At 32.0% G+C, this 24,889-nt stretch carries 23 protein-coding genes; 1 reads left to right on the plus strand and 22 read right to left on the minus strand.

What is annotated here, in order from left to right:
• On the plus strand, window positions 1–633 hold a 633-nt coding region (locus tag B5G32_RS05680), incomplete at its 5' end, for a transposase (RefSeq protein WP_143746603.1).
• Between the two features lie 208 nt (window positions 634–841).
• On the opposite strand, the gene rplS is transcribed toward B5G32_RS05680, so the two are convergent.
• The 22 genes from rplS to B5G32_RS05785 all read right to left on the minus strand — a co-directional run bounded on the left by rplS (window position 842) and on the right by B5G32_RS05785 (window position 24,824).
• Entirely contained in the window at window positions 842–1,192 is a 351-nt protein-coding gene (gene rplS / locus B5G32_RS05685; protein WP_087242903.1) for a 50S ribosomal protein L19, read from the minus strand.
• A 110-nt stretch (window positions 1,193–1,302) separates the two neighbouring features.
• Entirely contained in the window at window positions 1,303–2,022 is a 720-nt protein-coding gene (gene trmD, locus B5G32_RS05690) for a tRNA (guanosine(37)-N1)-methyltransferase TrmD (RefSeq protein WP_087242905.1), read from the minus strand.
• Window positions 2,022–2,516, minus strand: coding sequence for a ribosome maturation factor RimM (gene rimM / locus B5G32_RS05695; protein ID WP_239386208.1), 495 nt, complete (start codon window positions 2,514–2,516; stop codon window positions 2,022–2,024). Before rimM ends, trmD begins: the two co-directional genes overlap by 1 nt.
• Window positions 2,517–2,555: 39 nt before the next feature.
• Window positions 2,556–2,807 (minus strand): KH domain-containing protein, encoded by a 252-nt coding sequence (locus B5G32_RS05700; protein WP_087242907.1) that lies wholly within the window; start codon window positions 2,805–2,807, stop codon window positions 2,556–2,558.
• A gap of 14 nt (window positions 2,808–2,821) precedes the next feature.
• Window positions 2,822–3,094 (minus strand): 30S ribosomal protein S16, encoded by a 273-nt coding sequence (gene rpsP, locus B5G32_RS05705; protein WP_087242909.1) that lies wholly within the window; start codon window positions 3,092–3,094, stop codon window positions 2,822–2,824.
• A gap of 67 nt (window positions 3,095–3,161) precedes the next feature.
• Window positions 3,162–5,480: a cation-translocating P-type ATPase gene (locus B5G32_RS05710; protein WP_087936102.1), complete on the minus strand. Its 2,319-nt coding sequence runs from the start codon at window positions 5,478–5,480 to the stop codon at window positions 3,162–3,164.
• 135 nt (window positions 5,481–5,615) lie between these two features.
• Complete coding sequence (gene ffh, locus B5G32_RS05715; RefSeq protein ID WP_087297697.1) at window positions 5,616–7,007, minus strand: signal recognition particle protein; 1,392 nt, start codon at window positions 7,005–7,007, stop codon at window positions 5,616–5,618.
• 11 nt (window positions 7,008–7,018) lie between these two features.
• Window positions 7,019–7,345: a YlxM family DNA-binding protein gene (gene ylxM / locus B5G32_RS05720; RefSeq protein WP_087242915.1), complete on the minus strand. Its 327-nt coding sequence runs from the start codon at window positions 7,343–7,345 to the stop codon at window positions 7,019–7,021.
• 1 nt (window position 7,346) lies between these two features.
• Window positions 7,347–8,327: a signal recognition particle-docking protein FtsY gene (gene ftsY / locus B5G32_RS05725; RefSeq protein WP_087242917.1), complete on the minus strand. Its 981-nt coding sequence runs from the start codon at window positions 8,325–8,327 to the stop codon at window positions 7,347–7,349.
• A 72-nt stretch (window positions 8,328–8,399) separates the two neighbouring features.
• Entirely contained in the window at window positions 8,400–11,348 is a 2,949-nt protein-coding gene (locus B5G32_RS05730) for a chromosome segregation protein SMC (RefSeq protein ID WP_087297698.1), read from the minus strand.
• 14 nt (window positions 11,349–11,362) lie between these two features.
• Window positions 11,363–12,751, minus strand: coding sequence for a sensor histidine kinase (locus B5G32_RS05735; RefSeq protein WP_087297699.1), 1,389 nt, complete (start codon window positions 12,749–12,751; stop codon window positions 11,363–11,365).
• Complete coding sequence (locus tag B5G32_RS05740; RefSeq protein ID WP_087297700.1) at window positions 12,748–13,422, minus strand: response regulator transcription factor; 675 nt, start codon at window positions 13,420–13,422, stop codon at window positions 12,748–12,750. Before B5G32_RS05740 ends, B5G32_RS05735 begins: the two co-directional genes overlap by 4 nt.
• A 128-nt stretch (window positions 13,423–13,550) precedes the next feature.
• Window positions 13,551–16,871: an SEL1-like repeat protein gene (locus B5G32_RS05745; RefSeq protein WP_087936103.1), complete on the minus strand. Its 3,321-nt coding sequence runs from the start codon at window positions 16,869–16,871 to the stop codon at window positions 13,551–13,553.
• Window positions 16,872–16,882: 11 nt separating this feature from the next.
• Entirely contained in the window at window positions 16,883–18,538 is a 1,656-nt protein-coding gene (locus tag B5G32_RS05750) for a hypothetical protein (protein WP_087936104.1), read from the minus strand.
• Window positions 18,522–19,454 (minus strand): DHH family phosphoesterase, encoded by a 933-nt coding sequence (locus B5G32_RS05755; protein WP_087936105.1) that lies wholly within the window; start codon window positions 19,452–19,454, stop codon window positions 18,522–18,524. Before B5G32_RS05755 ends, B5G32_RS05750 begins: the two co-directional genes overlap by 17 nt.
• Before the next feature lie 117 nt (window positions 19,455–19,571).
• Entirely contained in the window at window positions 19,572–20,768 is a 1,197-nt protein-coding gene (locus B5G32_RS05760) for an acetate/propionate family kinase (RefSeq protein WP_087297704.1), read from the minus strand.
• A 152-nt stretch (window positions 20,769–20,920) separates the two neighbouring features.
• Entirely contained in the window at window positions 20,921–21,133 is a 213-nt protein-coding gene (locus B5G32_RS05765) for an alpha/beta-type small acid-soluble spore protein (protein ID WP_087242931.1), read from the minus strand.
• Window positions 21,134–21,373: 240 nt separating this feature from the next.
• Window positions 21,374–21,862: a hypothetical protein gene (locus tag B5G32_RS05770; protein ID WP_087242932.1), complete on the minus strand. Its 489-nt coding sequence runs from the start codon at window positions 21,860–21,862 to the stop codon at window positions 21,374–21,376.
• A 96-nt stretch (window positions 21,863–21,958) separates the two neighbouring features.
• The gene (locus B5G32_RS14140) at window positions 21,959–22,183 is read right to left on the minus strand and encodes an NUDIX hydrolase (protein ID WP_224759467.1); all 225 of its coding nucleotides are present in this window, start codon (window positions 22,181–22,183) and stop codon (window positions 21,959–21,961) included.
• Complete coding sequence (locus tag B5G32_RS14145; RefSeq protein ID WP_224762534.1) at window positions 22,180–22,482, minus strand: NUDIX domain-containing protein; 303 nt, start codon at window positions 22,480–22,482, stop codon at window positions 22,180–22,182. The genes B5G32_RS14140 and B5G32_RS14145 overlap by 4 nt, the downstream gene beginning before the upstream one ends.
• Window positions 22,482–23,678 (minus strand): tRNA uracil 4-sulfurtransferase ThiI, encoded by a 1,197-nt coding sequence (thiI, locus tag B5G32_RS05780; protein ID WP_087936106.1) that lies wholly within the window; start codon window positions 23,676–23,678, stop codon window positions 22,482–22,484. Before thiI ends, B5G32_RS14145 begins: the two co-directional genes overlap by 1 nt.
• Window positions 23,679–23,684: 6 nt before the next feature.
• Window positions 23,685–24,824: a cysteine desulfurase family protein gene (locus B5G32_RS05785; RefSeq protein ID WP_087936107.1), complete on the minus strand. Its 1,140-nt coding sequence runs from the start codon at window positions 24,822–24,824 to the stop codon at window positions 23,685–23,687.
• Between the last annotated feature and the right edge of the window lie 65 nt (window positions 24,825–24,889).

The raw sequence follows: 24,889 nt of genomic DNA on the forward strand, positions 1-24,889 counted from the left end.
GATTTCACAGGAGAGCTGCCACTTTATCCGATGGCAGATGCAGCTTATGGAAGTTACGACAACTATATGTATTGTTTGTCAAATGGAATGAATCTCTATATGAAATATGCAATGTATGCCAAAAAGAATGAAAAGGAATTCAGGAATAAAAAATTCAACACATTGAACTGGGAAAAAGATGGAAAAGGAAATAGGATATGTCCAAACGGTCATGTATTTGATCAGAATATAGGAGATATTTATGATGAAAGAGGAGAATATCTGCAAATCAAACAAAAAATGACAAGTGATGAAGGTTGCGAAGGCTGTCCATTCATTGATGAATGCTGTAAAAACAAGAAACATCAGAAAATCCTGACAAGAGATGCAGTGCTAGATGAATTCTATGCAGTTGTAGATGAAAATCTGTCAACGGAATTTGGAAAAGAATTAAAGAAACAGAGAAGCATACAGGTTGAAGGGGCATTTGGAGTCATCAAGCAGGACATGAAATTCACAAGATTCACGAGAAGAGGACTGAAAAATGCAAAGATGGAATTTCTCATTGTGTGTCTAGGCTATAATTTAAGGAAATATCATAAATATCGCCTGAAAAAGGAGAAAGAAGAAAAGGAAAAATTGCTTCTCAATTAAAAAGATATGCACATGAAAAAAAACAAATTTTGAGCGATATAGGGATATTGCGCCCAAAAACAGGGAAAACAGAAGAAAAATTAACAAAAATATTACATCTTGAAATCAGAAGAAGAGAAAAGATGTTTTTTTATTGCCTAAAAACAGAAAAAGAAAAGAGCTGAAACAAAATCAACTCTTTAAAAAGTTATTTCGTTACAGCCCCTTTTTATTTACGAATTTCTTTAATTCTTGCAGCTTTTCCTGATAATCCACGTAAGTAATGTAATTTAGCTCTACGTACTTTACCAATTTTAGCAACTTCAATTCTATCAATAATTGGTGAATGAAGTGGGAAAACTCTTTCTACACCAACTTGGTAAGAAATTTTTCTAACAGTAAAAGTTTCAGAAATTCCTCCACCTTTTCTAGCAATACAAACACCTTCAAATAACTGAGTACGTGTTTTATCTCCTTCTTGAATTTTTACATAAACTTTTAAAGTGTCTCCAGGTTTGAAATCTGGAATGTCGTTTCTTAATTGTTTTTTAGTAATTTCTTGTACTAATTGCATATTCATGATATGACTTCCTCCTTCACAAAATTTATCTTCGAAGTTCATACGTTATTTAACCAGCGGAGCTTCTGCGTCCAAAGACTAAGAAATATTATCATTTTTTATTATAAAAATCAATCTTTTTTTGTGATTTTTTCTAATATTTTTAATTCTTCATCAGTAAAGTTTCTAGTTTTTAACAAATCAGGGCGTTTCAAATAAGTTTTCTTTAAAGATTGTTCCAAACGCCATTGTCTAATTTTTTCATGATGACCACTCATCAAAACATCAGGAACACAGTTTCCATCATATTCATAAGGACGTGTGTATTGTGGATATTCTAACAATCCTTGACTAAAAGAATCATCTTCATGAGAAGATTCACGAATAGCGCCTTCCAATAAACGAATAATTGCATCACAACATACCATACTGGCAAGTTCTCCACCTGTTAAGACATAATCACCAATGGAAAGTTCCATATCCACATAGTCACGAATACGTTCATCAAATCCTTCGTAATGTCCACATATAAAAATCAAATGTTTTTCTAAAGATAATTGATAACTTAATTGCTGATGAAATGTCTGTCCCTGTGGTGACATTAAGATGACAAGACTGTCAGGAGTCGTCAGTGTCTTTAAACAATCAATAATAGGCTGACACATTAAAACCATACCTTGTCCCCCACCATAAGGATAATCGTCTACTTTTTTATGTTTATTATCAGCAAATTCTCTAAAATCATGAACGTGAACTTCCACAACCTGTGCATCTATAGCTCTTTTGATAATAGAAGTTTCTAAGAAACCATTAAACATTTCGGGAAACAATGATAAAATATCAATTTTCATTATAAAAATCCCTCTATTAAATGTACGTCTATACGCTTATTTTCTATATCTTCATCAACAATAAAAGCATCAACATAAGGAATCATAATTTTTTCTTTTCCCTTAACAACTAAAATATCATGATGATCATAGAGTTGAACATCTTGTACAACACCAATCAACTGACCATCATTATAAACCTGACAGCCAATAATATCACTGACATAATATTCATCATCATCTAATAAGTTTTCATCTTTACAAGCATAAAGTAAACATCCTTTATATTTTTCCACTAAATTAATATCACGGTGATTTTCAAAAGTCACTAACACATGTCCTTTATGAAAACGGTGTGAAGCAACTGTCATTTCTATAGTTTGGCCCTGATATTCCAGATAAAGTGTAGCCCCTTTTTGAAATCTTTCTTCAATAAAATCTGTTGATGCTTTGACTTTCAATTCTCCTTTAATGCCATGTGTATTCACGATTTTTCCAACAATGACTTGATTCATAATGTCCTCCTTGAATAAAAAATAGATGTGGAACCACATCTATTCTCCGTAAGATTCAAATTTGATGTCTAATTTTTGATGATTTAAACGTCCACTTACAGACATAAGTTGACGTATAGAATTAGCCATCATTCCTTTTCTACCGATTAATCTTGCAATATCACTTTTTGAAGCATAGACATATAAAACAATTGTATCTTCATCTAATGAAGGCATCTGTCTGACTTCTAATTTATCTTTTTCAATAACAAGTTCACTTGCAAGTTCCTGTAAAGTTTTGACGTAATCCACTTTATATCACCAGCTTATTTTTTTGCTTTTGAATCAGCAAATTTTTTCATAATACCTTTTTGGCTTAAGATATTTCTTACTGTATCAGAAGGTTGAGCACCTTTATTTAACCATGCTAAAACTTCTTCTTCTTTGATTGTGACAACAGCTGGATCTTGTCTAGGATCATAAGTTCCTAATTGTTCTAAGAAACGTCCATCTCTAGGCATTCTTGAATCTGCCGCTACAATTCTATAAAATGGTGATTTTTTTGCACCCATTCTTTTTAATCTAATTTTTACTGCCATAATCTTTCCTCCATTTATTGATTTTGCTTTCTTAGTATAACATATATTTGAAATGTGTCAAGTATTTTTACTTAACATCTTTTGTTTTGAAAGCAATAATATGTCTAACAACCTCTTTAAAGAGTAATCCAATGCAAGTAATAATGATTGTGAGAATGATTTGAGAATATGTAAGCATTGTGATGTGTAATAATTGATGGAATAAAAGGATAGCCAAAATAAATCCTAAAACCATTGTTACACAGACAAATAAACGTAATTTCGTCATTGGGAAACTTGAAACAATGACAGCCTGCATACTTATACATGCAAGTGCCAAATACATCATTGTGACACTTTGTTCCATAGGAATATGGAATAATGGTCGACCTGTATAAACAAGTAAAAAACATAATAAGACACCACAAGCATGAGGGAATGTATTTTTTAATACTGTTGGTAAGAACTGACCTTTGATTTTTTGTGTTTGTGGTTCTAACAATGTTAAAAATGATGGCCAAGCTTCAATTGCAAAGTCAATTAAAGTAATTTGAATAGGAATAAATGGGAATGGAATATTACAAATTGCACATGCTATTGTTAAAATAATAGAATAAATTGTTTTAATAAAGAAAACACTAGCAACTCTTGTTAAGTTATTAACAACTCGACGTCCTTCTAAAACAACTTCGGGCAAACATGAAAACTCTGAATTCAATAAAACAATTTGAGATAACTGTTTAACTGCTTCACTCCCTTCAGCAATCGCAATACTACAATCTGCCTCTTTTAAAGCCAACATATCATTCACCCCATCACCTGTCATTGCGACTGTATGACCTTGTCTTTTTAATGCTTCAACAAGCCATTTTTTCTGTTGAGGTGTCACTCTACCAAAAACTGAATATTGATTCACAAGTTCATCCATTTGACTTTCACTATTTTGAACTTCACTTAAATCAATATACTTATCATAATTTTTCAATCCTGCCATTTGAGCAATCTTAGAGACAGCCAAAACATGATCTCCTGAAATAACTTTCACATCTACACCCTGGCTATCAAAATACTGCAATGTTTTTTCAACATCTTTACGTATCATATCAGTTAAAACAATAGCCAAAACGGGTGTCACTTCAGGAAGTGGAGCTTTAGCATCAAGCTTATTTTGAGTATAGGCAATAATAATCACACGTTTACCATTTTCAATCTGCTGCATTAAAGATGCTGGAAGATTCTTCATTAAACGTTCAGGTGCTCCCATAACAATACTTCCATAATCATCAAATGTCATGGCACTCCATTTTCGTTGTGATGAAAAGGCAACCTTTTGACTTGGAACATGTTTTTCATTCAGTGTAAAATGATCACATATCGCTTGATAAGTTGCATTGTTATCATCACTATAATGCAAATAAGAACCAAAATATTCTGTAAATGTATCAGATGATAAAGAAGATAAAAACTCTACCTTTTCAACTTTCATTTTTCCATTTGTTATTGTTCCTGTTTTATCCAAACATAATGTATCAACATGAGCAAGTGTTTCTAAAGAATAAATATCCTGAATTAAAATTTTCTGCTTGGCAAGTTTTGTGACCCCTGCTGCCAAACTTACACTCATCAATAGAACAAGCCCTTTTGGCAACATTCCTAACAAACCTGCAGAACTACTGATCACAGCCTGTGATAAAGCATCTTGTCTAAGAAAATAAGCTTCAAGAAATAAAATGATTCCTAAAGGAACAATCATAAAACTTGTCACTTTTGTTACTTTACGCATTGAATTTAATAATTCTGATTGTAATTCTTTTGCTTTTTTGACTTCATTTGTTAAACGTGAAGTATAGTTATCTTCACCAACATGAATAACTTTTGCATAACATTTTCCACTAATAACACTACTTCCTGAAAGCAAATCACTTTCTTGATTTTTATGAATAGGATCAGATTCTCCAGTTAATAAAGATTCATTAGCTTCAATTTCACCATCAATAACAACACTGTCACAACAAATCTGATCTCCTGCTTCTAAAATCATAATATCATCCATTACGATTTCATCAACATGAATTGTCACTTGTTGCTGATCTCTTAAAACTTTAACATGAGGAATCATCAGCAATGATAACTCATCAACCAGCTTTTTAGCGTGTATCTCTTGAATAATTCCTATACAGACATTAGCAATGATAATCACAATAAAAACAAGATTTGACCAAGCTCCAACAAGCGCTAAAGCAATCGCAATTAAAACATTTAATAAATTAAATAATGTACAGATATTTTCGCGAAATATCTGACTATAACTTTTACTAATTGTTTTTTGTTGTCGATTAACTTCACCACGTTGCTGACGTTGTAGCACTTCACCATGAGTTAATCCTTTAATTTGTTTTTGATCCATTTTACTATCTCCAATCATTTATTTTCCTATAATACTATCATACTTTCTGTATAAATTCTTTTATTTTATATTTTTTTACATAGCTTCACAACATGCAAAAGCCTTATTGATTATATCATCAATAAGGACTTTTGGCTATCTTTTCTTTTTCTTCTTATGTCTTTCCTTTTTACGATTAGGATTAAAATTCATACGATTTTGTGGCCTTTGCGTAGGCATACCCGTTGTTGGATCTAAATTTCCCATCTGTTTCATCATTTGTTTAGAAGCTTCAAACTGTTTTATCAAACGATTGACATCAGCTACACTACGTCCACATCCTTTTGCAATTCTTTCTTTACGTTTAGCATTTAAAATAGAAGGATCACGTCTTTCTTCCAATGTCATGGAATATATAATGGATTCTGTTAATTTTAATTTTTTATCAGTATCTTCATCATTGATTTGAGGCATTTTTGGCATACCTGGAATCATCTTTAAAATACCAGATAAAGGTCCTAATTTTCTAACTTGATGCATTTGTTCAAGCATATCATCCAAACCAAAAGTACCACGTTTCATACGTTCAAATGTTTTCATTGTTTCTTTTTCATCATAAACATCTTGAACTTTTTCAACCAATGAAACGACATCACCCATTCCTAAAATACGATCTGCCATACGATCTGGATAGAATAAATCAATCGCATCTAATTTTTCACCAGTCCCAATGAACTTAATCGGTACATGTGTAATATGACGAATAGATAGTGCTCCCCCACCTCGTGAATCACCATCTAATTTTGTTAGAACAGCACCTGTAATTTGTAAATGATCATGGAATGATTGAGCAACATTGACAATGTCTTGTCCTGTCAAAGCATCAACAACTAATAAGATTTCACTAGGATGAACAATATCTTTAATGTTCTGTAATTCATTCATTAAAGGTTCATCAATATGTAAACGACCAGCAGTATCAATAAGAACAACATCATGATGATTCGCATAAGCATAATTCATAGCCTCACTGACAATTTGTTCTGCTTTCACATCTGTTCCCTTTTCAAAGACTGGAATATCTAATTGTTCCCCAAGCGTCTTTAACTGATCAACTGCAGCTGGACGATAAATATCTGCCGCAACCAATAATGGATTTTTACTATATTTTTTAGATAATAATTTTGCAATCTTTCCAGAAGTTGTTGTTTTCCCAGAACCTTGCAATCCAACCATCATAATAACTGTTGGTTTTTTTGATAAATCTAGTTCACTGACTGTTGTTCCTAATAATTCAACCAACTCATCATGAACAATCTTGACAACGACCTGTCCAGGTTTTAATGAACCTAAGACATCCTGTCCCAAAGCTTTTTGTTTCGTATTCGCAATAAATTCTTTAACAACTTGAAAATTCACGTCTGCTTCTAATAAAGCCAATCTAATTTCTCGAAGCATCTCGTCCATATTTTCTTCTGTTAAAGTTGCTTGTCCTCTAATCTTTTTTAAACTCTCCTGCAATCTTTCAGAAAGCGATTCAAAAGCCATATTTTATCCTCCTATATCTTCTTTAACATTTCTAAATAATCTTGCATTTGTTGATTATCAATTTGCTGATTTTCAATTTTTTGAATCAAAGCCATACGCTCAATATGCTTTTCCATTAAATGAAGCTTTGACTCATATTCTTCTAATGAAGCTACTGCTCGTTTTAGTTGATCATATACAGCATTACGAGAAACCATCAGGTCTTCAGCAATTTCAGACAAAGAAAAATCTTCTTCATAATATAACGATAAATATTGTCTTTGTTTATCTGTCAATAAATCACCATAACAATCCATCAACAAATTCACACGTTGTGTCTTTTCTAAATGTGATGTCATATTATTTCTCCAATAATCCTTTGCATAAACCATAGATATATTGTTCAAGATCAAATTCCTGTAAATCATCCATTTGTTCACCTAAACCAACAAATTTAACTGGAATATTTAAAGCATCCTTAATAGATAAAACAATACCACCTTTAGCAGTTCCATCCATCTTTGTTAAAACAAGACCTGTAATATCTGTGATTTTAGAAAATTCCTGTGCCTGTGAAACTCCATTCTGTCCTGTTGTCGCATCAATAACCAAAAGAGTTTCCTGTGGTCCCTGTGGTACAACACGCTTTATGATACGATTCATCTTTTCTAATTCGTTCATGAGATTCACTTTATTTTGTAAACGTCCGGCTGTATCACAAATCAAAACATCCACTTTTTGTTCTTTTGCACGTTTTAAAGCATCAAAGACAACTGAAGACGGATCTCCACCTTCTTTACCTTTCACACATTCAATACCTAGACGTTTAGCCCAGACATCTAGCTGATCAATGGCCCCAGCTCTAAAAGTATCACCTGCAGCAACCATGACTGTCTTACCTTCATTTAGCATCATATGAGCCAACTTAGCAATCGTTGTCGTTTTCCCTGCACCATTGACACCAATCATTAAAATAACTGTTAAATCTTCATCATCATAATTGATTTTTGTAGTCATATAGGAATCATTGGCATAAATGACAAACATCTTATCAATAATAATTTCATTAATTTCTTTAGGATCTTTGATGTTTTGAAGACGAACTTCTTTTTTAATTTCATCTACAATTGTCATAACCATATTGACACCAACATCACTCATAATCAAAATATTTTCCAGTTCTTCAAAATAATCATCATCTATTTCACGATAACGTGCTGCTAATTCATTAATTTTTGATGAAAATGAAGAATTAGACTTATCCAAACCAGCTACATATTTATCATTTTGTTTCGCTGACTTTCCTACTAATGTTTCTTTGATTTTACTAAAAAAGCCCATAAACATCCTCCTCAAACTGATTGACATATCATAAAGATAACACTTCTTGATGATATGTCAATATTTTTTCATCTATGATGCCGTTTGTGCCAAATCAATAGCATCCTTTAATTTCACACTCACAAGTTTTGTCACACCTTTTTGTTGCATAGTAGCTCCATATAACAAATCACATTCTTCCATTGTTCCCTCACGATGAGTGACAACAATAAATTGTGTCTGATGAGAAAACTCTCTTAAATATTTGGCAAAACGTTCTACATTCGCAACATCCAAAGCGGCTTCAACCTCGTCTAAAATACACATTGGCACTGGTCGCACACGTAAAATAGCAAATAGACATGAGATGGCAATCAATGCTTTTTCTCCTCCCGAGAATAAAGTAATATTCTGGACTGCTTTTCCTGGTGGCTGTACGTCAATGTCAATTCCTGTTTCTAAAATATTATCAGGATCACTATATTTCAATTCAGCCTTTCCACCACCAAAAAGATTTCTAAACACAATATTAAATTCATGATTAATCTTTTCAAATGTTTCACTAAAACGTGAAACCATGATTTCATCCATTTCATCAATAGCTTTTAAAATACTATCCTGAGCATGAATAAGATCTAAACGTTGGTGATTTAAAGTTTCATAACGTGTAGACACTTCTTCATAATCTTCAATAGCCTGTAAGTTGACATGTCCCAAAGAATCAATCTGATGTCTTAATAAACGTACTTCTTCTTTGGATTTTTGCATATCAATATCACGAGCATATTCTTCACTGGCAAATTCATATGTCATCTTATATTCTTCATTTAAACGCTGTAAATGATTTTGCAGTTCTGTTTCCTGTTTCGCTTTATCAACCTGCTTTTGTGTCATATCGTTTTGAATTTGTCTTAAATGAGCTCGTGTGACTTTCAAAGTATCTTCCAGCTGATCATTTTCATTAACAAAACTCATACGCAATTCTCGCTTAGCCTGAATACTTTCAGTTAAACGATCTCTTCTTTTTTTAGCTTCATTTAACTCTTGAAGCAATTGATTATCTTGCGTTCCTTTTTCAATCTCTGATAATTCAACGCTTTGATGTGTTAAACTTTCATATTCACTTTTGGCAATCTGTAATTCACTTTTCTTATTTGTGACAACCAACTCCAATTTAGCAAATGACATCTGTTTTTGTAGAAGATTATGAGAAATTTCTCTTGCTAAATTATCTAATTCATTAAGTTTGGCTTTCTTCATTGTGATATCTTGTTCACTTTGACGAATCGTTTCCTGTAACAATTCTAATTCACGTTTATTTGTTAAAAGTGATGAAGATTGTTTAAAACTTCCTCCAGTTAATGAACCACCCACATTGATGACTTCACCAGCCAAAGTTACAATTTTATATCTGGCATATGTTGCTTTTGATAAAAGAGATGCATTTTCTAATGTATCAGCTACAATCACATGTCCTAATTGATTCAAAACAATCGTTTTAATTTTATCAGGATATCTCACAAAATCACTCATAACACCTAAAAAACCTTGTGTATTTTGACATACCAGTAAATGTTCTTCTCGCAAATGTCTTTCCTTCATTGTTGTAATAGGTAAAAATGTTGCACGTCCTGATTTATTATTCTTTAAAAAATGAATAGCATGTCTCGCATCTTCATCACTATCAGTCACAATAAACTGCACTGCATTTCCTAAAGCAACTGCTAAAGCTGTTTCATATTCTTCTTGAGTTTCCAATAAATCTCCAAGTACACCTACAATTCCATTCATGGAATCTTTAGCTTTTATAATAGAACGTACACCATAACTATACCCAGATTTGTTTTCTACCAAATCAACCAGTTGCTCTCTACGGTGACGGTCTTGATGCAATTTTAAATTAAGATTTTCAATATCCTGTCTTAAAGCATTCATCTGAGCACGATTTTTTTCCTGAGAAGCTTCCAAAGTTAATTTTTCTTCCTTTGTTTCATTATAACGATTAACACGATCATTATATTCACTAATAGCATCTTGTAAAATAGCTTTTAACTGCTCCATACGTGCCTGTAAATCTTCTTTGTTAGTTGTCTCTAAAATATGTTTACGATTAGCATCAATCTCAACTTTTTGTGTTTCTAATTGATTAACATTGTTCATAGCTGTTAAAAGTTGGCCTTGAAGTCCATTGACTTCCTGATCCAAATCAAACATCTTTTTCTTTAAGCTTTCATTTTGTTGTTCATTAATTAAGATTTGTCCTTCAATTGTCACTTTTTCTTTATCCAGTAAATCTAAAGATTGATTTAAATCCTGTAAAGATTGAGATAAAGTTTCAATTCCTTTTACCAGTACACTTACTTCAATAGACTGTAACTGTTCTTTTAAATCCAAGTAAATTTCAGCTTTTTCCTTTTGACGTTTTAATGGTGAAATCTGTTTTTCTAATTCCAAACAAATATCTTCAACACGATCCAAATTATCCTTTGTTCTTTCTAATTTTCGAATCGATTCAAGCTTTCTTTTTTTATACTTCGCTACACCTGCTGCTTCTTCAAACATTCCTCTTCTTTCTTCAGGCTTACTATCAGCGAATGAAGAAATATTTCCCTGTGAAATGATGGAAAGTGAATCTCTTCCTAAACCTGTATCCATAATTAAATCAACAATATCTTTTAAACGACATGGTTCCTTATTAATTAAATATTCTGCCTCATTATTTTGACGATATAAGCGTCTTGTTATTTCTACTTCATTATAATCAACATTCATAAAACGATCTTCATTATCAAATACAAGTGTCACTTCAGCAACATTTTGTGCCTTACGGTCTTCACTACCATTAAAAATAACATCGGACATATTAGAACCACGTAATGATTTCACTGACTGTTCACCTAATACCCATCTGACAGCATCGCTGATATTCGATTTTCCACAACCATTAGGACCAACTATCCCAGTAATTCCTGGTTGAAATTCAATGACTGATTTATCGGCAAATGATTTAAAACCATGTAATTCAATTCTTTTTAAATACATAAATCAATTCCTTTCTAACCATGATTTTCTTTTTTTATAAGTCTTTCACTAATATGAAATGATTTATTCTGAGGCAAATGAACGGTAAAGCGACTGCCTCCTTCTTCTCTTGATATAACATCAATACGTCCCTTATGTAAATCAACAATTCTTTTTACAATAGATAACCCTAATCCATTGCCTTCTACACTTCGTGATTTATCTTGACGATAAAAACGTTCAAAAATATGTGATATAGCTTCTTTGCTCATACCAACACCCGTATCCTCGATACTGACTTCCACTTCTTTAGATGTTTTCTTGACATGTACCATGACAACTCCATTATCTTGTGTGTATTTAATCGCATTGTTGATCAAATTAATCCACACTTGTTCTAAACGTGATTCATCTGCTTCAATACGAATATCATTTTTAGGTATTTCAAATTCTATTTCAATATTTTTACTTAAAGCAAAATTATCTTGTGTTTCAATAACACGATTTAACTGTTCAATTAACGAGAACTCACTGATTTCTAACTTCACATCTTCACCTTCCAATAAAGTTAACTGTAACATATTTTTAGAAAGTGTAGATAAACGTTTACTATGAAATAAAATGATATCTGCATATTTTTGACGTTGCTCATCAGTTAATTTTTCATTCTTTAAGATTGTCGCAAAACCTTGAATAGCCGTTAAAGGCGTTTGAAACTCATGTGAAACATCAGATATGAACTGTTGACGTGTTTCATCCTGCTTGGCAAGCTGTTGAGCCATTTGATTAAAACTGCGATTTAAACGTGCAATTTCATCCTTACCAGTATAATTAACACGAACACGATAATTTCCTTTTGATAATTCATTTGTTGCTTTAGTTAAACGTGAAATAGGTTTAACAATAATATCAGCAATGACTAAAAATGTGATACTTCCAGCAACAAGCATACAAAAGACAGCTATTAAAGCAGAATCCAGGAAAATCATTTCCCTTTTACTCATATCTTTTTGAACATAGACAATATAATTTTGATTTTTGACTTCAAAAGATTTTGCATAAATACGTATAGATGAATCTTGTAAAATAATACTTTGTCCTATATTTTCTCTTAAAACATCTGTTTCTTCATGAGAGAGATGTTCTCCTTTGATATTTCCATAAGTCTTTTTTTGACCATTACTTTCAATATAAAAACTCACTTCTGAAGTTGAGGCATAACCCTGTAATATTTTATCTAAATCATCTCGGTCGATTAATTGAATAAAATCTTCTATAAGTTCTGTTGAATTTTTAAGTTCTTCAACAGCCAGTAACCCCAGTTCATTTGCATTTTTACGCAATGAAAAATATCCAGCAATTGAAAAACTAAATAAAATACTGACTAAAAATCCAATAATCAGCTTCCCATAAATGGATTTCATGGTTTAACCTCAATCTTATATCCTAATCCCCTGACTGTCACCACTTTAAATCCAGGCAAATGTCCTAAATTTTCACGAATACGTTTAATATGAACATCTACAGTACGATCAAATCCATCATAATCCATCCCCCAAATTTTTTCAATTAACTGTTCACGAGTAAAAATCTGATTAGGATTTTTCGCTAATTCAAAGGCCAATTCAAACTGTTTTAAAGGCAAATGAATTGTTTGATCTTTATATCTGATTTCATATTTATCTCCATCAAAAACCACATCATGTAAAGTCACAATATTCTGACTATTGATACTATATCTTTTTAAAATTGTTTTCACTCTTGCTAAAAGTTCATCAGGATCAAATGGTTTTGTCACATAATCATCTATTCCTAATGAAAAACCTCTTAATTTATCTGCTGACTGTGATTTGGCAGTTAACATAATAACGGGAATGTCTTTCATTTCCTTCATTTCCTCTACCAATTGAAATCCATCCATCACTGGCATCATAATATCAACAATTGCTAAATCAATATATTCATTTTCTAAAAGATGTAAAGCTTCCTCTCCACTAGCAGCCTGAACCACTGAGAATCCCTCTTTATCTAAATAAAAACGGATCAATTCTCTAATATGTTCTTCATCATCAACTATTAAAATCTTTGATTTCATAATCTTTCCACCTCAATTCATTTTGTAATTATATCATAATTATGCGTGAATTCCTATATTTATTGTTATTCCCTTATGAAATATACCAAACTTTATTCCATAATAAAAACAACACATCTGTGTTGTCCTTATTTTATCTTTTTAGGATGCAAAAATGACTTTCTTTTAATCACTTTCATTAAATCATTTGCCCCCTCAATATGAGCATCCAGTGCTTTTTGACACCAGTATTTAGCATCTTTTAAAGAAACCTGTGTTCCTTGTCCATACGTATATGCTCTCGCAAGATTGAGATAAGCGTGTCCATTATTAAGGTTGGCAGCTTTTAAAAATAATTCAAAAGCCTTTTTTAAATCTTTGCTGACACCATCTCCTTCTTTATAACAAACTGCCAGATTATTCATGGCCCCTGCATGTCCACAATCAACAGCCTGCTGATAATAGGTGATTGCTTTTTGTTTATCTTCAAACTCTTTACCAGCTTCAAAATCATATAGCACAGCCAGATTATAAAGCGATGAAGCATGATTCATCTTGGCGGCATGTTGAAAATAATCAATCGCTTTTGAATAATCCTGTTGAACACCTTTTCCATCTTTATACATATTTCCAAGTGCATAATAAGCTCGTGGTGATTGCATATCAAGCGCCTTTTGATAATATTCTATAGCTTGATCATTGGATTGTTTCAATATGCCCCATTCATACATTCTCCCCATTTCGACATATCCATCTGCTATACCATTTTGACCAGCCAATTCATAATATTGTACAGCTTTTTCTATGTCCACTTCAATTCCTAAGCCATCTTCATAGAAACGACCAACATGATACATAGCTCGAGCCCATTGATTTTTAGCTGCTTTTAAATATAATTCAAAAGCATGTGATAAATCGACCTTTGTCCCTATACCATTTTCATAACATGAGGCTTCATTGCAAATGGCAGGCGAATAATTAAACTTTGCACTTTGATGATATAGCTGTAAAGCTTTTTCTTCATCCTTTTGACATCCTAGTCCCAGTTCATACATGACACCCAAATTACATAAAGCTCTTGGATATCCTTTTTGAGCTGATAATTCATAATAATATTTGGTCTGAGCAAAATCCTGCTCTACACCGATTCCATGTTCATAACAAAAAGCTAAATTACATTGACAGACTTCATCATTTAGTTGTGCACCCTGTTGATAATATTCAAAAGCTTTCGTTAAATCAACCGGCACTCCTCGACCTTCTTCATAAATAAGACCTAAGCCACATATAGCACGTGGATTATTTTGTTTAGCAGCCTCCTGATAGTATTGAATAGCCTTAGACATGTCCTGTTCTACACCTATACCATCTTCATAACAGTATCCTAAACGCCATTGGGCAACATCAAATCCTAAATCAGCTGCCTGTTGATAACAGGAAATAGCCTGAGATAAATCTTTTTCAACTCCAATACCGAGTTCATAACAGCAACCTAAATTGGTTAAACCACGCAAGTTTCCAGATTCCGCCGATTTTTGATAACACTCTACAGCCTGTTGTTCATCTTTTTGACAGCCAATCCCGTTTTCATAATAGTAGCCTAAAGTACACAAAGCGGCTCCATCATGTAAATTAGCTGCCTGTTGATAATAATCAAATGATTTTTCTAAATCAACATCAACGCCTAATCCTTCATCATAGAAATAACCTAAACAACAAAGTGCACGAGGATATTGATATTGAGCAGCCTGCTCATACCATTTTCTAGCTTCCTGATAATCAGGTTGACCGTCAACGCCCTGTTCATATAAATAAGCCAAGTTACACATAGCTCTTAAATGTCCTTGTTTTGCAGCTAACAAATAAAAGGTTTTGGCTTTTTGTAAATCAGGTTCTACCCCAATTCCCACTTCATAGCAATATCCTAAATTACATTGCGCCACATCATAACCCAAATCAGCAGCTTGTTGATAAATCTCTATAGCCTTTGACAAATCCTGCTCAGTTCCAATACCAGTTTCATAACAATAACCCCAGTTTGTCATACCATGTAAATGACCTGCCTTGGCAGATTGACGATAATATTCAAAAGCTTTGACTGTATCTTTTTTTGTTCCTATGCCCATTTCATAGTAGTATCCTAAAGTACACATCGCTTGTGCATCTTGATCATTGGCAGCTTTTTGAATATATTCAAATGCCAGCTTTTCATTTTTTTCTATACCTATTCCTTTTTCCAAATAATAGGCATACTTATTGATAGCTGGATAATAGCCATAATCCGCACTACGCTTAAGATAATCCAAGGCTAATGCAGGATGTTCATCTTCAATCATATGTCCATAAGCCATCATAGCACGAGGATATCCCATATTCGCACTAAGTAAATACAGTTCTTTTGCTTTTTTTAAGTCAATAGGAGTTCCAATTCCCATTTCATAGCAATATGCCAGATAACAATGAGCAGGTGCATAATTTTGTGACGAAGCCTGCTGATACCAATACACAGCCTGTTCACTATCCTGTTTAACACCTTCACCAACTTCATAGGCAAAACCAACTTGAACCTGTGCAACAGGTAGTCCATCTTTGGCACCATCCAAGCACCATACAAAAGCTTTTTCAAGATCTTTAGCGACACCTATACCATATTCATAGCAATATCCAATGCTATATTTAGCTTGTGTATATCCTAAATCTACTGCCTGTTTATAATAAGTCATGGCTTTCATTTCATCTTTGAGCGTTCCATAACCAAAGCAATAGCATTCTCCCAAATAATAAACAGCTCGAGGATATTGATCTTGGGCAGACTTTTCAAAATATTCAAAAGCCTGCTGTAAATTGCTTTGACAGCCTATCCCCTTTAAACAGCAATAAGCATAATTACAGGCTGCCAGACTATCACCTAAATCAGCAGCCTGCTGATAAAAAGCAACTGCCTGTTCCTTATTGACTTTTGTTCCTAACCCCACTTCATTCATATATCCAAGTGAACAAATAGCTTTGGCATGTGAATGATAAGCTGCTTTTTCAAACAATTGATAAGCACGATATTCATCCTGAACTCTATCCTGTCCATTCATATATTGTAGACCTAATTGAAACAATTCATTGGTAGATAAAAGCTGATCGTTATCTTCCTCTAGTGAATATCTAGATAACAAACAGATATCAACACCTTTGGCTTCAGATCCATCTTCAATATAATAATGTTCTTCTTCTAAATAAGGTGAATGTGTTAAATCAGGAAAATCCAAGATGTCATATTTATTCATCAATTCATAAACTTCATTTTCCACATCTTCTTCTAAGCAAAATAAAGTTTTCACTTTCATTAAAGCATCATTGCCATAATCATCTTTCAAATAGACCCATGCCATATCTGTATAAGTGATGGCAATAAAATCTATTTTCCATTTCCCAAATAGAGGTTCATACATTTTTAAACGTTGAAATAATTCACCCATAATCTTCCTCCTTATTGAATCGTAATTGAAGAAACAGTTTGTGAAGTCGATTCATCATTGACATATTCAATCGTCACTGTATCACCCGCTTTGACAAAAGGCAACTGAGCATTTAATGAAATAGGTGCAATAAAGACTTGATTCGAATCTTGAAGCTGGAAATAATATTGTGAATTTCCATTAACAACAACTTCATGAATATCACTGACAACAGCTGTTAATTTTTCTGTATCATAATCAACATTTGTTTTACCATTATCTTTCAACAATGCATAATATTCTTTTTCTGCTTCGGCAACGCTATCACCAACTGAAACAATCTGATAATTTTCAACACTGACAAACGCATATTTTTTAACAAGACCTGCACTATCTTTTAAAGACATAAAATATGTTGGTTCTCCTCCAGCATTAATCAAAATAGGGAATGTTGCCGTATATTTTAAATCTGTAACTTTTCCTTCAGCAGAAGACATTGCTGAAAATTCTTCAGCTCCACTAATCGCATAATATTTGGCTTCTTTCGTACGCATATTAATCAATGCAAATCCTACATTGGAAGCATCATTAGATACTGATGTTAAACCTGTATATAAATAAACATCATCATTTAAAGCTATATAATTATATCCGTCTGTTGGTTTTAAAACACCTTTTTGAGAGAAAATCGTATTAAAGAAACCGTGTGTATATTTTCCCCAGTTATTAAGCTGTTCTATTAACAATTCAGAAGGATAAACACGATCAATCCATGTTGGAACATCTTGAATATCATAATATTGACAGTCACCACTCACAGCATCAACTAACACTGCACCTGTGATATCTTTACCACCAAATAAACCAATTTTATAAGTATAAGTCGGTGCTACCCAATATGGATGTCCATCATCATCAATTTCAAATGAAGGTGTTTCAAACATTTTAGTTGGATAGTGAACACGTAAATGACGATCAATATTTCTAAAGAATAAATCAGAATGAGAATATTTCATTCCTTCATCTAAACGAACAACTTCACTTTCCTGTGTCACCATATCTACGCGAATATAGGCAGGTAATCCCTCACGATGATTCGTAAACCATTTAATCAAATCACTATATGATAATGTTGTGACTCTGTAAGGTTTATCCTGATAATTGATTTGAACATAATCATTATCAACTTCAAATTGTGAAACGTAATCGACAATTTCACCCATTTTACGATCTCCTAAACGTTCAGCACTCTCTTTATCAACAACAGGAATTGACTGATAATTCACTTTAGGATTATCTTTATAGAAATCAGCATTTTTATCAACATCTAATTGTTTTTGATAACTTGATGCAAAAAAGAGAGGTGAACTGATTAATTGTCCAGCAAAGACATAAACTAGCAATAACGCAATCACTACACTAAGTATCTTATTTACTTTATCAAATGAAGCCTGAAATAAACTTCTTAATGCTATAAAAATAACAAGCAGAATACTGAAAAAGAAAACAAAATCAGGCGATCTCAAATTAATAGGAATCAAAACAAAGTATTCAACAATCAAAAAAACAATCAAAACAATGACCAATGCCTTTATTGTCCCGCCTTTTTGGGGCTGACGTTGTTGAAAAAATTGACGTTGCCTATTTTCTGTCATTCTTGTAAAAAACTTTTCAAATATATTTTCCATTGATTTTCTCCTTTAATTTTTCAATAAGTTCTTCCAATTCATCTAATGATTGAAGAGTTGCTCCTGCAGCATAAGCATGTCCACCACCATGGAAAAGCGCTGCCACTTCATTAACAGGAATACCACGACTTCTGATACTCACACGATAGTTGTTGTCTTTTTTATTTTGAGTCACAGCCATCCATACAGAATACTCTTCAAAATTAGCTAACACATTAACATAAGAAGACCCTTGTTCTCGACTCATCTGTAATGCTTTTAAATTTTCATCACTCAAATAATACCATGCGATATGACCATCTTCCTGATAATGATTATAAATAAATTTTGTAATTTCTAAATCCTGTTTTGTACGCATATAAAGCTTCTGATATAATTTTTCAATATCAATTCCCATATCCAATAGATAAGAAGCTGCTTCAAAAGTTTTTTGAGATGTCGAATGATATAAAAAGCGATTGCTATCTCCAATAATTCCTAAATACAAAGCATTGGCAGCTTCTAATGGGATTTGAGCTTTCCCGCGTTTCATTAATAAAGTTACAATTTCACTGCATGAAGAAGCTTTTTCATCTTCAATATTAATATCACCATATGAATCTACAACTATATGATGATCAATCTTTAGTATCTGATCACACACAGATATATCCCCATCAATACGTTCACGATTGGCTGTATCTAAAACAATTCCTAAAGTATAACCTTTTTTGATTTCACCCATTTCAAAAGAAGGATAATACTTTAATAAATCACTGTTCATTTCACCAGCTAAAACAATATTTTTTTGTGGATAGATTGATTTTAATGTCCAATACATTCCCAGTTGTGAACCAAATGCATCTAAATCAGGATTCACATGTCTATATATAATAACCTGATCAAACTCTTTTCTAATTCTTAATATTTTATCCATTTCTCATCACCTTTGTTTATCATAATACCATATTATCACATAAATATGAACTTATAAAAGATTTATTCTTCTATATCAAAATAACCATAATAAAAAAGAGTTGATCATTCAACTCTCTTATAGCCCTAATAATCTGACTGTATCTCTTGCAATCATAACTTCTTCATTTGTTGGAATAACCATAACTTTAATTTGTGAGAACTGATGAGAAATCACTCTATTTTCATCACTTCTCACAGCATTTAGTTTTTCATCCAAGAAGACACCAAAAGCTTTTGAAACATCATCAATAATCAAACGTCTTAAATAAGCTGCATTTTCACCTACACCAGCTGTAAAGGCAATCGCATCGCATCCACCAAGTTCAGCATAATAAGCTCCAATATATTTAGAAACAATTCTTGCATATAATAAACTTGTTAATAATGCTCTATCATCACCTTCTTTAAATAAAGCATTTTCAATATCACGAGAATCTGATGAAATTCCTGAAATACCAAGCATACCAGATTTCTTATTATAAATTTCTAAGACTTCATCTGGTGTTTTATTTAATTTCTTACATAAATAAGGCATAATAGATGGATCAACATCTCCACAACGTGTTCCCATCATAACTCCTGCAAGTGGTGTGAATCCCATAGATGTATCAATACATTTTCCATTTAATACTGCTGAAATACTTGCACCATTACCTAAATGACAAACAATAACACGTGATTCAGTTGGATTTCCTAACATATCAATCACTTGTTCAGAAACATATTTATGGCTTGTTCCATGTGCTCCATAACGTCTCACTTTTAAATCTGTGTAATATTCTAATGGTAATGGATATAAATATCTTTCTTTATCTAAACTTTGATGAAAAGCTGTATCAAAAGTAAAGACATGCTGTACATTAGGTAATTCTGCTTTAAATGCACGATATCCAATTAGATGTGCTGGATTATGTAAAGGCGCTAATTCACAAAGTTCTTCAACCTTTGCGACAACATCATCATCAACAACAGCACTATCACTAAAATATTCTCCACCATGAACAATACGATGTCCAACAGCATCTATTTCTTTTAATTCTGTCACGACTCCTTCATCAACCAATGCTTTTAAAAGCATTTCTACAGCGACCTGATGATCAGGAATCGGACATGTCGTTGTCTTTTTTTCTCCATTATATTTTATTGTAAAAATACCATCATCCATCCCAATTCTTTCTACAATTCCTGATGTAATGACTGTTTCTTCAGGCATTTCAAATAATTGAAATTTTAAAGATGAACTTCCTGCATTGACTGCCATAATTTTTGTCATATTTTTATTCCTCCTACAATACATAACATATATTTATTGTACATAAATTGTAGAATAAACTCAACAAAAATTTGAAAGCGAATACACTTTTTATCAAAAATGAAAAAACCCTACTCATAATAAAGATTATGACTAGGATTTTTTATAATAGCTTAACGATTTTGAGATTGTCTACCTGCCATCTGATTTTGTCCCATTTCAACTAATCTCTTAGTGATTTCACCACCAACAGATCCGTTAGCACGAGATGTTGCATCAGGTCCAAGATTAACACCAAATTCATTAGCGATTTCGTATTTCATTTGATCAATTGCATTTTGAGCACCAGGAACAACTAATCTATTTTTTGAATTCTTTGAGTTCATTGCTTTCACCTCCTGACACAATTAGTTTGTGTCAAGGTGACAAAATTATTCATTTATTTTAAAAAAATTTTGTAAACTCTCTTTTTAAAAAGAATATGACTGACATCATACTCATTTTTATTAAATGTTCCTGTCAATTTAATATATTATATTTGATATTTTATGACAATTAACGAGATTGAAATATTATAAAATAATTTTACCAAATCATCAAGATATCTCAATTAAAACTTTTATTCATTAGTAACTGCTAATCTTTTTTATAAAAATTAAATTTTCAATTTGATATACATCAATATGATTTCTACTCTCTAGCCACACACCATTTTCAATATAAACTTTATTATTACTAAAAGAAATATTTACAGTATTACTACTGATTGCAGATTTATTCGTCATAAAGAACATCATAGATAAGATAAGTGTTATTATACCTACCCCTGCAATTGATAAAAAGATTTGAATCAATTTAAGTAATAAATTCATTTTTTCACTTAATATCTCTATAACCACAAGAATAACAGGTATAAGAAAAATATCTATAATCACAAGTATATTAATCATTATACTTATAAATGGGTGAAAATATGTATGAATATCTAATTGACGATTGATGAAATATTGTACTAAAATCAAACTTACCGAGATAACATACCACCATGATATTCTTTGTTTCCATTTAGGTAGCAAATGAAATTGAGTCGATATATCTTTTAATAACTTTTGCATATAAGATTTCCTTTCAACATAGCAACCTGACTTGAATAATCGGTTATAAATTAACAAAACATCATATATATTCAAAATAAATAAAACTTTTTGTATTTATAATCTTTGTGCTCCACGTTTATTTTTCATTTCAAAATATAATGATATAAGATTTTGATGATATGGAACGAATTTTTCTTGTTTCAAAAGATTTGTTATGTCTTCAAGACTTGCCCATTTCACATTTTGTACTTCTTCATCTTGTATAACTAAATTTTGAATATTGACAAGATAACGGATAAGATAAATATCATCAAGATCTTGATCAAAATGAATTGTCAAAAAAGTCTTATATCTTTTAAAGATAATTGAATACCTAATTCTTCATAAACTTCTCTTTCAGCTGCCATATAACTCGTTTCATTCATCAATGCACTATCACCATCACTCATATCCCATAATCCTGACCATGTTTTTCTTTTCTTAAATCTTTGTTGTATCAACATTTCATCTCGATCATTAAAAAGGCAAATATGAACAGCAAGATGATAAAGATGAGAAGGAATCTTCTCGCTTCTCATCATCTTTTGATTTGTTTTTACTCGATCCTGCGTATACAAATCCCAAATTTCATCATTCATTAAAACAAATTCTCTACTTCTTTATAATGATCATCAATAACAATTGTTTCACATTGTTCAATGCATTCATTAATCATCGTTTGATAATCCCATGTTTCTTCCAATGCTTCAGCTTTATAGCTTTTTGGTTTTGTAGCAGGCTGCTTTGGTGTAAAAATTGTACAGCAGTCTTCATGTGGTCGAATAGAAATATCATATGTTCCAATTTTTTGAGCAATATCAATAATTTCTAATTTATCCATACAAGCAACTGGTCTAATAACTGGCATATGAATCACTTCATTAATAACAGACATACTTTCTAAAGTTTGAGAAGCCACTTGTCCAATGCTTTCACCATTCACTAATGCTAAACATTGATTTTGATGTGCCACGCCTTCAGCAATTCGATACATCATTCTACGCATAATTGTCATCGCATAACTTTCATCACAATGATCATATACAGCTAACTGCAAATCTGTAAAAGGTATAATATGTACAGTGATTTTTCCATGAGTATAATGTCTTAAAACATCAACAAGATCTAATACTTTTTCTCTTGCCAATTCATTTGTATATGGCGGTGAAGCATAGTGAATACATTCAATATCAACGCCACGTTTTAATGTTAAATATCCGGCAACTGGTGAATCAATCCCACCTGATAACATCAATAAAGCTTTTCCACCAATACCAACAGGATAACCACCAGCACCTTGAATCACATTATCCATAACATAGGTACATTCTTTACGTAATTCAACTTGTATTAATATTTCTGGATGATGGACATCTACTTTTAACTCTTTTGATGTATGATGAAAAATATATCCAGCAATAGCCGTATTGATATCATGTGAGTGAAGTGGATAATCCTTATCATTACGCTTTGTTTTGATTTTAAAAGTATGCCCTTCATTTTTCTCTACAATCTGTAGACATACTTCTTTTATTTTTTCTAAATCACTTTCCACTTTATAACAAACCGAAAAAGAGTGAATGCCAAAGACTGTCTGTAACTTCTGACATACAGCCTCTGGATCTTCATTATTTAACATAATATATAAACGATCAAAAGACATTTCATATCTTAAATGTGAAAACTCTTTTAATATTTCCTTTGTATTCTGTGTTAATTTACGAATAAAAAGTTTACGATTTTTCCCTTTTGTTGTGAGTTCTCCAAATCTGACTAAAATATGACTACATTCCATTGACAATTACCTCTGTTTCTTAATAGTTTTTAAAGTTTTCTTTAAATAAAATAAAAATTCATCTAATTCATCTTGTGTCGTATGATGAGAAAAACTAATACGAATCGCACTTTTAGCAATATCTTCTCGAATTCCCATCGCCTGTAATGTTCTTGAAATATCATTTTTATGAGATGAACAGGTACTTTTGGTTGATACATAACATTCATACATTTCTAAAGCATGTAAAATCACTTCTGGTTTATACCCTACACATGAAAAATTGAGAATATATGGTGAAACATGCTCACTAGGTGTATTGATGACAATATCAGGTATCTGAGTGAGCTGTTCTCTTATATAATGATTCAAAGAAGTCACGTATTGATATTTCTGTTCTAAATTTTCTAGAGCTAATCTTAATGTTTTCGCAAACATTGTATGTGTAGCTGTATTAGATGTTCCTCCACGCAATTGATGTTCCTGCTGACCACCATTAATTAATGGAACTAATGACGTAGATGTTTTTTTATATAAAACACCACTTCCTTTTAATCCATAAATTTTATGTGCTGAAAAACTCGCTAAATCTACATGAGTGAGATCAATAGGCATCTTTCCTAAAGCCTGTACCATATCGACATGTAATTTTATTTTTGGATTGATCTTTTGAATCATCTGATAAACCTTTTCAATAGGAAAAACCATTCCCACTTCATTATTCACATACATCATCGTGATTAAAATTGTATCTGGTCTGATTGCTTCTTCCAGCTGTTTTAAATCAAGATTTCCTGAAACATCTACTGATATAAAATCAACTTCAAAACCAAAGACATCTCTTAATTGAATACATGACTGATAAACACTGGAATGTTCTACTGCAGTTGTAATGATATGTTTTCCTCTATTTTGATATTGAAAAGCACATCCTTTAATAGCTGCACTATTAGATTCACTGGCACCACTTGTAAAAATAATTTCTTCTGGTAAAACATGTAATAATTGTGCTGTTAATTCTCTTGATTTTTCCATTAAAGCACTTGTTTTTAATCCTAAAGAATATAACGAATCAGCATTAGCAAAATAATCATTTAATAATGACTGATACATATGATTCACTTCTTGGTTCAATGGTGTTGTTGATACATAATCTAAATAAATCATATCTTTCCTCCATAGTTCATTATATGTATATATACCATTTTTATTAAGAAAAAGCCACTAAAAAA

Source organism: Massilimicrobiota sp. An80 (assembly GCF_002159255.1).
Lineage (GTDB): Bacteria > Bacillota_I > Bacilli_A > Erysipelotrichales > Coprobacillaceae > Allocoprobacillus > Allocoprobacillus merdigallinarum.

Bases quoted from the DNA above. Each gene is read 5' to 3' on its own strand.
- rplS (WP_087242903.1), bottom strand. From the start codon at position 1,192: ATGAATATGCAATTAGTACAAGAAATTACTAAAAAACAATTAAGAAAC.
- trmD (WP_087242905.1), bottom strand. From the start codon at position 2,022: ATGAAAATTGATATTTTATCATTGTTTCCCGAAATGTTTAATGGTTTC.
- rimM (WP_239386208.1), bottom strand. From the start codon at position 2,516: ATGAATCAAGTCATTGTTGGAAAAATCGTGAATACACATGGCATTAAA.
- rpsP (WP_087242909.1), bottom strand. From the start codon at position 3,094: ATGGCAGTAAAAATTAGATTAAAAAGAATGGGTGCAAAAAAATCACCA.
- B5G32_RS05710 (WP_087936102.1), bottom strand. From the start codon at position 5,480: ATGGATCAAAAACAAATTAAAGGATTAACTCATGGTGAAGTGCTACAA.
- ffh (WP_087297697.1), bottom strand. From the start codon at position 7,007: ATGGCTTTTGAATCGCTTTCTGAAAGATTGCAGGAGAGTTTAAAAAAG.
- ylxM (WP_087242915.1), bottom strand. From the start codon at position 7,345: ATGACATCACATTTAGAAAAGACACAACGTGTGAATTTGTTGATGGAT.
- ftsY (WP_087242917.1), bottom strand. From the start codon at position 8,327: ATGGGCTTTTTTAGTAAAATCAAAGAAACATTAGTAGGAAAGTCAGCG.
- B5G32_RS05730 (WP_087297698.1), bottom strand. From the start codon at position 11,348: ATGTATTTAAAAAGAATTGAATTACATGGTTTTAAATCATTTGCCGAT.
- B5G32_RS05735 (WP_087297699.1), bottom strand. From the start codon at position 12,751: ATGAAATCCATTTATGGGAAGCTGATTATTGGATTTTTAGTCAGTATT.
- B5G32_RS05740 (WP_087297700.1), bottom strand. From the start codon at position 13,422: ATGAAATCAAAGATTTTAATAGTTGATGATGAAGAACATATTAGAGAA.
- B5G32_RS05745 (WP_087936103.1), bottom strand. From the start codon at position 16,871: ATGGGTGAATTATTTCAACGTTTAAAAATGTATGAACCTCTATTTGGG.
- B5G32_RS05750 (WP_087936104.1), bottom strand. From the start codon at position 18,538: ATGGAAAATATATTTGAAAAGTTTTTTACAAGAATGACAGAAAATAGG.
- B5G32_RS05755 (WP_087936105.1), bottom strand. From the start codon at position 19,454: ATGGATAAAATATTAAGAATTAGAAAAGAGTTTGATCAGGTTATTATA.
- B5G32_RS05760 (WP_087297704.1), bottom strand. From the start codon at position 20,768: ATGACAAAAATTATGGCAGTCAATGCAGGAAGTTCATCTTTAAAATTT.
- B5G32_RS05765 (WP_087242931.1), bottom strand. From the start codon at position 21,133: ATGAACTCAAAGAATTCAAAAAATAGATTAGTTGTTCCTGGTGCTCAA.
- B5G32_RS05770 (WP_087242932.1), bottom strand. From the start codon at position 21,862: ATGCAAAAGTTATTAAAAGATATATCGACTCAATTTCATTTGCTACCT.
- B5G32_RS14145 (WP_224762534.1), bottom strand. From the start codon at position 22,482: ATGAATGATGAAATTTGGGATTTGTATACGCAGGATCGAGTAAAAACA.
- thiI (WP_087936106.1), bottom strand. From the start codon at position 23,678: ATGGAATGTAGTCATATTTTAGTCAGATTTGGAGAACTCACAACAAAA.
- B5G32_RS05785 (WP_087936107.1), bottom strand. From the start codon at position 24,824: ATGATTTATTTAGATTATGTATCAACAACACCATTGAACCAAGAAGTG.